Below are 12344 nucleotides of genomic sequence, written 5' to 3' on the forward strand. Positions count from 1 at the left end.
GTTTCACATAAAATAATGTCATTTTTACTATACTTAGGTAATATAATGACTATAATATGTAAAATAGCACACTTACACTTATAAGGAGGTTATATATATGATGCTAAAAAAAGAAAAACCACTGATTATTACTCTATCTATCCTTATTTTAGCAGCATTATTATATGTCGTTTTCTCCTTAAATAAATTGGCTACGCCCAATGCATCTTCAAATATTCCTTCACAAAAAGGAGTACTTGAACTTACAAATTGGGATTTTCATAAAGATGGATATACTTCCCTTGACGGGCAATGGCAATTTTACTGGCAGCAATTACTATCGCCAAAAGATTTTACTAATAGTTCTCCCCTTCCCTCTTATATAGAAATGCCAATGCCTTGGAATAAATATAATAAAAATTATGATTCTAATGGTTATGCTACATATAGTTTAACAATAAATTTAAATTCAAAATATAAAGATACACTTTTAGGCATAAGTGTTCCTCCCATGTTATCTTCATATAAATTATGGATTAATGGACAGCTCTTTTCATCTAATGGTATTGTTGGCAAAAGTAGTTCTTCCCAGCTTCCTAAATCTCTTCCAATTACCAGCTATTTTATAAATAATAATGACAAAATACATTTAGTACTTCAAATTTCAAATCATAACTTTAGAGAAGGAGGTACCCGTGGCAATATTTATCTAGGATTGCAGTCCCAAATGGCGAATAAAAGAGATGCATCAATTGCACTTGAATTTTTTTACTTTGGTATACTGATTATAATGGGCTTATATCACTTATGGTTATATGCTTTTAGAATAGATGATACTTCTAATCTTTATTTTGGTATTTTTTGCATAATTGCATCTTTAAGGGCCTTAACTGTTGGTAACAATTATTTTTTAACCTTATATGATAACGTAAGCTATAGCCTAGCTCTTAAACTGGACTACTTAACTTTCTATGCAGCAGTTTATTTTATACTTATTTACACATGCGTAGTTTTTAAACTAAATTACTCAAAAAAAATTATAATAATCTATAACTTTTTTTTCCTATTCTTTATAGTTACTACTGTTTTTATTTCCCCACTAATTGCTTCAAAACTCCTTAGGATATTTCAAATATTCACTTTGTTAATCATTGGGTATACTACTTTCGCTATATTAAAAGCTTATCATAGAAAAAAACAAAGGATCTTAATTCTTACAATTAGCTACTTAATAATTATCGTAATATGCGCTATATCCATACTACATTATCTAGGTATCAATAATTTAAATGACTATTCTTTATTAGGATTCTTCATTATCGTACTTTTAAATACTTTTATATTGGCAATGAATCATTCTAAAGCATATAAAAAAATCGAAACTTTATCTAAGGAAAATGAACAGTGTCTTTTAAGAGAGAAGCTTAGAGAATCTACCTTTCTTCTAAATTCAACCTTGAATTTAGAAGAAGTTCTAGATAAATTATTAAAAAATTTAAAACAATTAGTGCCTTATGACAGCGCATCATTTTTCATGGAAGAAAACAACCATTTCAATATTATGGCGGGAACTGGTTTCAAAAACATAAATGAGGTATACAAAATTCACATAAGTAAAAAAGATGATAAGCTATTTAAAGAAATATATGAAACTAATACTACTTTATTAGTTTCGAACGTTAAACAAGATCCACGTTTTACGCATTATATAGGTCTACCCAATATTGAAAGTTGGATGGGCATCCCTATAATCTTTAAAAATAAAATCATTGGAATCTTAACATTAGATTCCGTTCAAAAAAACATTTATACTAAGAATCACTGTGATATAGCCTTATCCTTTTCCCACCATGCAGGAATGGCTATAGAAAATGCTACCTTGCATGGCAAAGCTAAAAAGCTAGCTTGCATTGACTCTCTAACTAATTTGTACAACAGACGAAGTTTTTTTGAACTTGCAAATATAAGCTTTGATAAGGCTAAATTATTGCTACAACCTATTTCATTCATTATGATTGACATTGACGATTTCAAAAAAATTAACGATAGCCTAGGCCACCATACTGGAGACTTAGTTTTAAAACGTCTATCGAAAATTTGCTTAGAAAATCTAAGTGAAAATCATGTTTTAGGTCGTTTTGGGGGTGAAGAATTTATTATATTATTACCTAATACCTCCTTTGAAGGCGCTGAAATAATCGGAGAAAATCTGCGCAGTGCTATAGAAAATAATCCTTTAATTATTAGAACATCAGATTCAATACCTATCACCTCAAGCCTTGGAGTTGCTACACTTACTCCTACTGTTCAAGATTTGGATTATTTATGCATAGCAGCTGACAAAGCCATGTACCGAGCAAAGGCTCTTGGTAAAAATAAAGTTGTATCAATAAATTTGGACTCTAAGAGTAATTTATACACCGCTGAGTGAATTAGAAAAAAGTTATCCACATTGTTTTCCGCAAGTTGTTCCTATATCAGCTCAACAGACTCTTCATCTAACCCATTCATAGGTTCATTAAATAATCAAGATTTTTTATAAAGTTCATAACATTTTATCTACTGCTATATCAATTAATTATTTTAACATCAAACTTTTCTCCGTTTTTTTAGTAACAAATATCATACGTCCTTCATATTATGCATAATAGTGGTTTAACAATTAATAGTTGTTACCTACAACTAACTCACTACAAGGAGGGTTAAAATGTACGGAAATCCATATATTACGTATGATCCAAATTTATTATCAAACTCCTTAGAAGGTATTAGAGCAGCAGTTCAAGGTGAAAAAGAAGATGAATTGTTCTATGACTACTTAATAAGCGTTGCTCCTACAGACGATGAAAAAAAAATTATTGCATCTATAAGAGATGATGAACGCGGACATAATAAAATGTTTAGACAAATATATAATAACATCACTGGAATAGATGTACTACTTAAAGACGATGAGGAATTTGTGAAACCTATTTCTTACCTTGATGGTATTAAAAAAGCATTATTTGGTGAACTGGGTGCTGTGGAAAGATATCGAGAAATCAGAAGAGGACTTCCATGTACAATGTATAGAGATATACTTTTCAACATTATAACTGATGAAATAAAGCATAGTGTAAAATACAATTATTTATTTACCTTAAACAAAAAATAACATTTACATGCTATCCCGCGCCCTTTGTCCCAATGTAAGGATTATTACTGAGAATAAAATTAATATGCATCCAATTACAATAGTAAAGGACAGCTTTTCACTTAGAATTATAACTCCAAGTATAATGCTTACTATAGGCTCTAAAGTGCTTAATATCGCAGCACTCGAAGGGCCTATTATTTTTATGCCCTTTAAAAACATCGTAAGAGCTAAAACTGTAGATACTAGAGCGATGCTACCGGAAGCTAAAAAACTATATGGCTTTATATTAAAATCTAATTGTCCATTAATCATGCCCATTATGAAAATTGACAGCGCAGCTATAAACGCTAAATAGAAAGTTAGTACAAACGTATCGATTTTGTTAACTTCACTATGTGCAACTCCAACAATATAATACGCATAGAAAAAACCTGAAATAAGAGCAAGCCAAACTCCTTTAAAATTTAATGAAGCGCTCCCACTGTCCACTAAAAGATATATTCCGAGCACTGATAAAATTAACGCTAAAATTTTACTTAAATGCAATTTTTCTTTGTACAAAATAACTGAAAAAGCTGTTACTATCACAGGGTAAACGAAATGTAGAATAGTAGCGAGTCCCACAGATATATAATTATATGATAAAAACAGCGCATAAGATGTGCCTGTATATCCTATAATCGATAAAAAAATAATGTGCATTAGCTGTGACTTGTTTAATTTAAAATCTTTTTTTGTAACAACTATGTAAAGTAATATTATTAAAGTAGCTATAAAGAACCTAAGAAATAACACTGTTGTTGCATTTGCTCCCCCAGTATAAGCTATTTTTGCGAGAATTGGCATAACTCCAAAAGCCGCTGAAGATACTACTGTATATATTATTCCATCTATCTTTTTCATTTGTTCACATCCCTTTCTTTATGTCTACGTATCATTCTATCACAAACAAAAAAAATAAAACTACCAAAATACCTCTAATGTATTTTGGTAGTTAAGTCTCTAGCTGCGAATATGTTGCAGCCTCCCAGAAGATTATTTAATTAGTAACTTCATCAATTATACTATTAATATAATTTAGTACTTCTTTCTTTTGTTCTATAGATTTACCTTTTACTTCTTCTATTGTACTCAGAATGTTGTTTGCTTGTTCTTTTTGCGTTTCATTCATATATTTAGTGGCACTTTGTATTTTTTGTTTTGCCGCTACTAATTCCTTATCTATATCTTCGTCGCTTGTCGTGTCAAGACCTTCAGATTGAGTTTTTGTTTCCTTAAATCCAACCGTTCCTATTATTTTATGATTTCTAATTACAAAGCTCTTTATCTTAATAGGAAGTATATCTGTTTTAATTTTTATTAGATTATCCTCAACATAAAAGACATCATTACTCTGCTTGGCAATTTGAGACATTATAAGTTCTTTAGGTAATGTTAGCTTTCCAACTTTAAAATTATCAGCAACGTATGTAATTTCACCATTAGAAACATCTAGCTTTCCCGTGGACGATAATAATAAATTAATATTCTTATAACTGAATGGAGCCTCAATCAAAATTTTATCATTTCCTATTTTTGTGTTAATTTCCTTAATAGTTATGTCTCCCTTACTTATAGGCTTTTTAAAATATAGATTAATCAACGCATTCATATTCTCTTGATTTATTGCAAATTGCCCACTTTTTAACAGTATGTCTTTTTCAAGTTCCTGTATAACATTTGTAGAAGCCGTTTTTTCAACTACTACTTCACCATTATATAATATCGAGCATGCAAAAATTGCCAGTGCCACGAGTAAAATAATTGGCACCCATATTAGTTTGCTTCTCTTTGATTTATTATTTCTAGCCATATTCCCCTCCTTAATCCCCTTTTACTTATATATGTTACCACAATTTCTATAATTCGGCACTTTAAATTAAATAATTAACAAATATTCTCTATTTAATTCTTAACCCTTTTCTTAAATATCTTTATGAAAAAGCATACTCTAAAAAAATAAAACTACCAAAATATCTCTAATGTATTTTGATAGTTCTCTATTTATTTATTCCTCATAGTCCAGAAGCTTTTCTTAATTGTTCAGAATTGCCCCGATTTATATTCCTAAATGATGCATTCTTAACTCTATCCTTAGATTGAATCTTAGGTATTACCTTTTTCTCTTTTGTTAATGAATCACGCTTAATTTCTTTTTGCTTCCCAGATCCTTTTTTCTCTTTCTCACTACTTGAAGATTTATTTTTAAATTCATTCACAGTATTGTTATTATCATTTATTACTTTTTTCTTTTCTTCTATAGGTTTACCATGCGCTCCATCTATGGTATTTAGAGGCTTTTTTTGTTTCGCTGTAGCTAATTGCTTATCTGTCTCTTCTACATTCTTTGCATCAATATTTTTAAATGGAATTCTGGAGCTTTGCTTCGCAGCTGTTCCTGATATTCTATTATTTTCAACTTTTAAACTATTTATCTTAAAAGGAACTACGCTTGGATTAATTTTTATTAAATTGTCCTCAGCATAAACATTCTTATTATCAGACTTTGAAATTTGTGACAACACTATTTTTTTAGGTATTGTGAGCTTGCCAATTTTAAAATTTTCAGCAGTATATGTAAAATTGTCTTTAGTAAAATCTATCTTTCCCTTGGACGAAAATAATAAATTTACCTTCTTATAGCTGATAGGAGCCTTAATTACAAGTTCATCCTTTACAATCTCTATATTAACTCCCTTAAGAGTTATATCCCCCTTAGTTTCAGGCCTTAATAATTTACTTAACTCATCTATGTCATTTTGAGTTAATTCAAATTTCCCGCCTTTTCCCTGTATTTTTTTAAGTTTATCTATAATCTCTGAGGAAGCTGTTTTTTTAAATACTAATCCACTATTGTATAATATTAGGTATGCACAAACTACTGTTGATCCTAATAAAATAGTTAATGTCCCTATAATTATTTTTCTCTTTAATTGCATGTTTTCCGACATATTCTCCCCCTTTTTTCATTAATATTTATATGTTAACACATTTAACATAATTTTTAACTCTGATTCACATAGTTCACAAAAAATTTTTCTCTAACTGCAAATAAAATTGGTCATATTATACTTATCTAGAAAAATTGCGGTACAAGCCTTTTGTATGATATTATGTATCTAATAAACAAAACATATTAGGAGGATATTATGGGAACACAAAAAACGCCTTATGTTAATCGAAAAAACCATTACGATACTCTATTAAAAAAGCAAAAACAAACCATAGGTTTTATAAGCTTATTAAGATTAATAGTTTTCGTATCCGGATTGAGCTTTACAATTTTCTTTTATTTACGAACTACTTACTATTTAAGCCTTTTAATATTAGTTACCACCATCATCACATTTATAACTTTGGCAATTAAACATAGCAAGATAAAACGCAACAAAATCAGATGTTCGATTTTATGTAAAATAAATGAAAATTGTCTAAAACGCATAAACAACAATTGGAAAGATTTTTCTGATAATGGTGATGATTTCAGCGATGAAAATCACAGTTACTCGAAAGACCTAGATATATTTGGCAATAACTCCCTTTTCCAATGGATAAACACCTGCATAACTTATCTTGGTAGACAAAAATTGAAAGATTCTCTTTCCGCCCCTATTTATAATACTGATGAAATACATAAAAGGCAGGAAGCCATAAAAGAGCTCGCTGGGAATATTGGATGGACACAGAGATTTGCAGCGGAAGCAATACTTAGCGAGAATAAAAACCATAACCCTGGGGAATTGCTTGAATGGGTAAAGGATAAAAATGAGTTTTTCCTAAAACCTCTAGTAATAACCGTAATAAGGATATTACCAATAATAACTCTATCTCTTATGGTATTATCATTTGTTTTCTCTAAAGTATCTTACAGAATACCCCTTTTAGCAATTGTCATTCAGATAATACTTCTTTTAGTTGGATATAAAGAAGTAAGTAGAAATTTGGACACTGTATATAAATATAAGGATTCAATTTTTATATATAATAAACTCCTTATGCATATAGAAAAGAAGACTTTTACCTCAGAGTACTTAATCAAATTGAAAGAAAAACTTGTTAATAAGGACGGAATGAACGCTTCTTTTCAAATTAAAAAACTAGTAAATCTAGTAACAGTAATATCCGACAGAAGAAATATGTATTATTTACCTATAAATATCCTCCTCCTGTGGGATTATCAATGTTTAATTAATCTTCAGAAATTTAAGAAAAAGAGTGGTTCTTCTCTAGCAACTTGGATAGATGTTATAGGTGAAATTGAATCCTTAAATAGTTTATCAATTATATCCTATGAACACCCTGACTGGGCAATGCCAAAATTTAAGGACGGGTCCCCTATATTTGACGCTAAAAATCTGGGCCATCCACTACTCGGAAGTAACCGGGTATATAATGATATCCGCATAGAAAGATCACAAAATGTTCTTTTAATAACAGGTTCCAATATGTCCGGTAAAAGCACACTTCTTAGAACTACAGGTATTAACTTGGTTTTAGCCTATGCTGGTGCTCCTGTATGTGCGCAAAGTTTTAACTGCTCTATAATGGACATTTATACCTGCATGAGAACAAGTGATAACTTAGAAAAAAACATTTCATCCTTCTATGCAGAACTTTTAAGAATAAAAAAACTTGTAAATGCTACGAAAAACAAAACTCCAATTTTCTTCTTATTAGATGAAATCTTTAAAGGAACTAACTCTATAGATAGACATACCGGCGCTAAAATACTAGTCGCCAAGCTAAGTACTGAGAATGCACTAGGCTTTGTGTCTACCCACGACTTAGAGCTAGGTGACATAGAAACCACTAATAAAAGAGTTAAAAATTACCATCTTAAAGAATATTATAAAGATGATAAATTATACTTTGACTATAAACTCAGACATGGAGTATCTACCACTAGAAATGCATTATACTTAATGAAAATGGCAGGCCTTGATATTCCACCTGACATTGAACTCCCAAAATAAAAAATAAAAAAGCGTAACATCATTTAATAATTCGGTTAATCATAAGGTCAATTATTCCATCATATATATTAAATAATGCAGTCTTTTCTTATGGTCAATATAATTAGTAATTTAACCATGTATATGTTTTGGCAATTTCCCTATGTTTCAATAGGTTTTTAATATTAATTTAGAGCAAAATAATATTATAGTAATATCGTGAAAGGAGAAATCTTATGAAAATCAATTTAAATTTAAAAAAATTTATTATACTAGTTTCTATATTCACTTTTTTGAAAGGTTCTTTTTTCGCCGATTTTGCTAGCAAAAGTAAAGACTATGAAGATAAATATGGTGTTTATCTAGTCTTCGCTGAATGACACAATAAAATACATCAAATTTAAAAAAGTTGTATAAGCTAACTAAGGGATAAAATATCCAATAGAGCTTGTACAACTTTTTTATTACCTCTTATTTTTTATATCCCTCAGGATGACTTTCATGCCATTTCCACGCAGTTTCTATAATAGTTTCAAGAGAAGCATATTTAGGTTCCCATCCGAGAATTTTCTTAGCCTTTTCACTAGAAGCTATAAGAACTGCAGGGTCTCCTGCACGTCTAAGAGCCATTTCAGCCTTTATTTCTTTTCCAGTAACTTTTCTTGTTACGTCGATTACCTGTTGAACAGAAAATCCTTGCCCATTTCCAAGATTACAAGTTATACTGTCCTCCCCGCATCGTAGCCTCTTCACTGCTAGTAAATGAGCACTAGCAAGATCAGTTACATGGACATAATCTCTAACACAAGTACCATCCTCTGTGTCGTAATCATCTCCAAATACCATAATCTTTTCTCTTTGTCCGAGTGCTACCTGAAGAATAATAGGAATTAAATGAGATTCTGGTCTATGGTCTTCTCCTATATTTGAGCTTATATGTGCACCTGCTGCATTAAAATATCTTAACGCAGTATATTTTATACCATAAGCATTATCACACCATTTTAAGATCTTCTCCACACAAAGCTTTGATTCTCCATAAGGATTAGTAGGAAAAGTCTTATCTTCTTCAAGTATAGGAATATTATCTGGCTCCCCGTAGGTTGCTGCAGTTGATGAGAAAACTATATATTTAACCTTATGATCTCTCATAGCCTTAAGTAAATTTATAGTAGATCCTATGTTATTTTCAAAATACTTTAGAGGTTCTGTAACACTTTCCCCTACCAATGAATCTGCTGCAAAATCTATAACTGCATCTATAGTATTCTCTGTAAAAACCTTATTAAGTATTTCATCGTCTCTTAAATCTCCACAGTAAAGCTTTCCACCAAGTAGCGCATCATGATGTCCCTTTTGGAAATTGTCTAAAACAACTACCTCTTCACCTTTTTCTAAGAGCTCAGCGACCATATGACTTCCAATGTACCCCGCTCCACCACATACTAAAATAGCCATTAACTAAATTCTCCTCTCATAAAAACTTATTATTAAATAATACAATCTTATATATTATTTTAACACAACAACTTCTATTAGTTGTAACTTTATTGTTAATCAAATTATTTCTATACGGTTGACAATGCAGTGCTACCATCATATAATAATTTGAACAAATATATAAGCTTTTCCGTATTATACTAAAAAGCTATTTTTATTGGAGGTACTATCAATGGATTCTGGCCCCATACCGAGGAATTACTATATAAAATTTAATATTATTATAGAGGAAGAATTCATTTATACTAGCGCTTTGACCTAATTATGCACTTTTCTTGCAAACCTTATTTTATTAGCAAACCTTCTTCCTCTAAATAAAAGTTAGGAGGGAGATTATGTCTCATAGATTAAACCAAAAAGAACTAACTGAATTTTTGTTAACCGAAACTATAGATGAAATAAATAAACTTATTCAGTTCATTCATCCTGCTGATATTCTAGTAGTTATTAGGCAATATGATGGAGATAAAATAAATTTATTTCAAAAACTATCTCCAAATGTGATTGCAAACATTATTGATGATGCAGAAGATGAGGAGAAATATGACCTCTTATCCATTCATTCCACCATCATTCAAAAAAAAATCATACATGAAATGTCATCAGATGAATTAGTAGATTTATTAGAAGCTGTTTCGGAAGATGAAGCTAAAAGCATCATGAAAAAAATGAATAAAGAAGATGTTGACGAAGTCAACGCATTGTTAACCTACTCTCCAGACAGTGCGGGTGGTATTATGGCCACTGAGTTTATCAGTGTAAAAGAAAATATGACTATAGGTGAGACCTTAAATTATCTTCAAAAGGAAGCTACAGAAGCGGAAACTTCTTATTATATATATGTAATAGGCGAAAACGATCTTTTAAAAGGAGTTATATCCTTAAAAGACATAGTACTAAGCAACTTTGATGTGAAAATTTCAGATATCATGAATAGTAATGCCATGAGCGTCCCTGTTGATATGGATCAAGAAGAAGTTGGGCACATTTTCGAAAAATACGGGTTTTTAACTATGCCCGTAGTCGATGAAGATATGCATATTTTAGGAATAATAACTTCAGATGATATAATGGGAATTCTTAGTGATGAACATACTGAGGATCTATATCGTCTCGCGGGTTTAAAAGGAGATGAAAAGGTTACCGGTTCTCTTAAATCTTCCATCTGCAGTAGATTGCCCTGGCTATTTGTAAATCTAATAACTGCAATCCTTGCCGCTTCAACCGTTAGTTTTTTTGAAGGCACCATTCAAAAGGTTGTAGCCTTGGCCGTCTTCATGCCAATAGTTGCAGGTATGGGCGGTAATGTAGGTACACAAACGCTAACTATTATTATTCGAAGCATAGCCCTCGGAGAAATAGACGCTAAAAATTCCAAGAAAATATTATTAAAGGAATTCGGTGTAGGTCTATGTACAGGTGTTGCAGTGGGTATTGCAGTAGCTCTATTAGGCTGCTTTTGGGAAAAGAATATTGTTTTTGGGATAGTTATTGGTTTATCTATGTTGTTAAACATGATGGCAGCAACCATAGCCGGTTTTGCAGTACCAGTTATACTAAAAAAAATCAATATTGACCCAGCACTTGCTTCTGCTGTATTTGTTACTACAGTAACTGACATTTTAGGTTTCCTCTTCTTTCTTGGGCTTGCAACGTTATTTTTACCTTACTTAATATAATAAATAAAAACTACCAAAGTGTATTATTAAATATAGCATGATACGTATAGGATAGAGAGTAAAAAATATTTACTCTCTATCCTATATTTTTTATTTTTATAATTTAAGCATTAACTTTCCCTAAGAAGAAGTAATCTTCCCTAAGAAGAAGCAATTTCCCCTAAGAAGAAGCACCCCTCCCTAATAAGAAGTAATCCTCTATTTACATTATAAAGGTATTAATTTATACTTGATTAAGAAAAGCAATAATATTACATACTTGATTTAACAAAATATTATACCTTGGAAGGGGGGAATTTATCAAAAGTTGAATATTACTTTTGATAAAACCAAAATGCCAAATGGCTCTGTTTTAAAACCTGTTTATAAAAAAATAGCTATTGATATTGCTAATAGAATTCTATCTGGAGATCTTCCTATAGGCGATAAGCTATACGGTCGCTCTTCACTTGCAAGCCAATATAACGTATCGCCAGAGACTATAAGAAGATCAATAACTCTTCTTAGCGACATGGATATAGTTAAAGTAACAAAAGGTAGCGGAATAGTCATAAACTCAGTAGATAATTGTTTGGAATTCATCCATAATTTCAAAGATATAGATTCTATAACTTCTCTAAAAAAAGAAGTTGTTGATTTACTTGAAAAGAAAAAAGAATTAGATAAAAATATAGAGTCTTCTATCGATGAACTAATAGATTATTCTAGCAGATTTAAAAATAGTAACCCTTTCATACCCTTTGAGTTTGAAATACATTCTGAAATGAGTGTCGTAGGTAAAACTATATCTGAAGCTGAATTTTGGCAAAATACAGGAGCAACAATAATTGGTATAAGACGAGATGAAAAATTAATACTTTCCCCCGGGCCACAAACTATATTTGAAGATAATGACATATTTGTGGTAATCTGTGATGAAACTAGCTATTATAGAATTAAGCTCTTTCTTTATAAAAAATAAAACTCAAAAATCCCTTACATCGCAGATGTAAGGGATTGATTTTTGGTTGAATTTTCACTAAATTAAATAAATAATCTTTAATAATATACTAGTAATTT

At 30.6% G+C, this 12344-nt stretch carries 10 protein-coding genes; 6 read left to right on the plus strand and 4 right to left on the minus strand.

Features of this window, described 5'->3' with window-relative positions:
- Positions 1 to 97: 97 nt before the first annotated feature.
- Both ACWJKS_RS15900 and ACWJKS_RS15905 read left to right on the plus strand, forming a co-directional pair.
- A complete protein-coding gene (locus ACWJKS_RS15900; RefSeq protein ID WP_462959957.1) occupies positions 98 to 2410 on the plus strand; it encodes a diguanylate cyclase in 2313 nt (770 codons plus the stop codon).
- Positions 2411 to 2686: 276 nt separating this feature from the next.
- Complete coding sequence (locus ACWJKS_RS15905; protein WP_216302605.1) at positions 2687 to 3133, plus strand: ferritin-like domain-containing protein; 447 nt, start codon at positions 2687 to 2689, stop codon at positions 3131 to 3133.
- Between the two features lie 3 nt (positions 3134 to 3136).
- Here ACWJKS_RS15905 and ACWJKS_RS15910 read toward each other — a convergent pair whose 3' ends face one another.
- The 3 genes from ACWJKS_RS15910 to ACWJKS_RS15920 form a co-directional block, all read right to left on the minus strand.
- A complete protein-coding gene (locus ACWJKS_RS15910; RefSeq protein ID WP_216302604.1) occupies positions 3137 to 4018 on the minus strand; it encodes a DMT family transporter in 882 nt (293 codons plus the stop codon).
- 136 nt (positions 4019 to 4154) lie between these two features.
- Positions 4155 to 4967 carry a hypothetical protein gene (locus tag ACWJKS_RS15915; RefSeq protein ID WP_216302603.1) on the minus strand — a complete coding sequence of 271 codons (813 nt, stop codon included), beginning with the start codon at positions 4965 to 4967 and terminating at the stop codon, positions 4155 to 4157.
- 202 nt (positions 4968 to 5169) lie between these two features.
- Positions 5170 to 6105 carry a hypothetical protein gene (locus tag ACWJKS_RS15920; protein WP_216302602.1) on the minus strand — a complete coding sequence of 312 codons (936 nt, stop codon included), beginning with the start codon at positions 6103 to 6105 and terminating at the stop codon, positions 5170 to 5172.
- A 198-nt stretch (positions 6106 to 6303) separates the two neighbouring features.
- Between ACWJKS_RS15920 and ACWJKS_RS15925 the strand changes: the two genes are divergently transcribed.
- Together ACWJKS_RS15925 and ACWJKS_RS15930 are read left to right on the plus strand one after the other, a co-directional pair.
- Positions 6304 to 8127 carry a MutS-related protein gene (locus tag ACWJKS_RS15925; protein WP_462953544.1) on the plus strand — a complete coding sequence of 608 codons (1824 nt, stop codon included), beginning with the start codon at positions 6304 to 6306 and terminating at the stop codon, positions 8125 to 8127.
- A 215-nt stretch (positions 8128 to 8342) separates the two neighbouring features.
- Entirely contained in the window at positions 8343 to 8486 is a 144-nt protein-coding gene (locus ACWJKS_RS15930; RefSeq protein WP_220286177.1) for a hypothetical protein, read from the plus strand.
- 91 nt (positions 8487 to 8577) lie between these two features.
- Here the strand turns inward: ACWJKS_RS15930 and galE are convergent, their stop codons facing one another.
- Positions 8578 to 9564, minus strand: a complete 987-nt coding sequence (gene galE / locus ACWJKS_RS15935) for a UDP-glucose 4-epimerase GalE (RefSeq protein WP_220286178.1) — start codon at positions 9562 to 9564, stop codon at positions 8578 to 8580.
- 377 nt (positions 9565 to 9941) lie between these two features.
- Here galE and mgtE point away from each other — a divergent pair, with 377 nt between their 5' ends.
- Together mgtE and ACWJKS_RS15945 are read left to right on the plus strand one after the other, a co-directional pair.
- On the plus strand, positions 9942 to 11285 hold the full coding sequence (mgtE, locus tag ACWJKS_RS15940) for a magnesium transporter (RefSeq protein WP_216302599.1): 1344 nt from the start codon (positions 9942 to 9944) through the stop codon (positions 11283 to 11285).
- Positions 11286 to 11619: 334 nt separating this feature from the next.
- The gene (locus ACWJKS_RS15945; protein ID WP_165412539.1) at positions 11620 to 12246 is read left to right on the plus strand and encodes a TrkA C-terminal domain-containing protein; all 627 of its coding nucleotides are present in this window, start codon (positions 11620 to 11622) and stop codon (positions 12244 to 12246) included.
- Positions 12247 to 12344 lie beyond the last annotated feature (98 nt).

The sequence above is a fragment of the Clostridium sp. CM038 genome, from assembly GCF_055081105.1.

Coding starts and splice junctions, on each gene's coding strand:
- mgtE (WP_216302599.1), top strand. CDS start 9,942: ATGTCTCATAGATTAAACCAAAAAGAACTAACTGAATTTTTGTTAACC.
- ACWJKS_RS15905 (WP_216302605.1), top strand. CDS start 2,687: ATGTACGGAAATCCATATATTACGTATGATCCAAATTTATTATCAAAC.
- ACWJKS_RS15910 (WP_216302604.1), bottom strand. CDS start 4,018: ATGAAAAAGATAGATGGAATAATATATACAGTAGTATCTTCAGCGGCT.
- ACWJKS_RS15915 (WP_216302603.1), bottom strand. CDS start 4,967: ATGGCTAGAAATAATAAATCAAAGAGAAGCAAACTAATATGGGTGCCA.
- galE (WP_220286178.1), bottom strand. CDS start 9,564: ATGGCTATTTTAGTATGTGGTGGAGCGGGGTACATTGGAAGTCATATG.
- ACWJKS_RS15945 (WP_165412539.1), top strand. CDS start 11,620: ATGCCAAATGGCTCTGTTTTAAAACCTGTTTATAAAAAAATAGCTATT.
- ACWJKS_RS15920 (WP_216302602.1), bottom strand. CDS start 6,105: ATGTCGGAAAACATGCAATTAAAGAGAAAAATAATTATAGGGACATTA.
- ACWJKS_RS15930 (WP_220286177.1), top strand. CDS start 8,343: ATGAAAATCAATTTAAATTTAAAAAAATTTATTATACTAGTTTCTATA.
- ACWJKS_RS15925 (WP_462953544.1), top strand. CDS start 6,304: ATGGGAACACAAAAAACGCCTTATGTTAATCGAAAAAACCATTACGAT.
- ACWJKS_RS15900 (WP_462959957.1), top strand. CDS start 98: ATGATGCTAAAAAAAGAAAAACCACTGATTATTACTCTATCTATCCTT.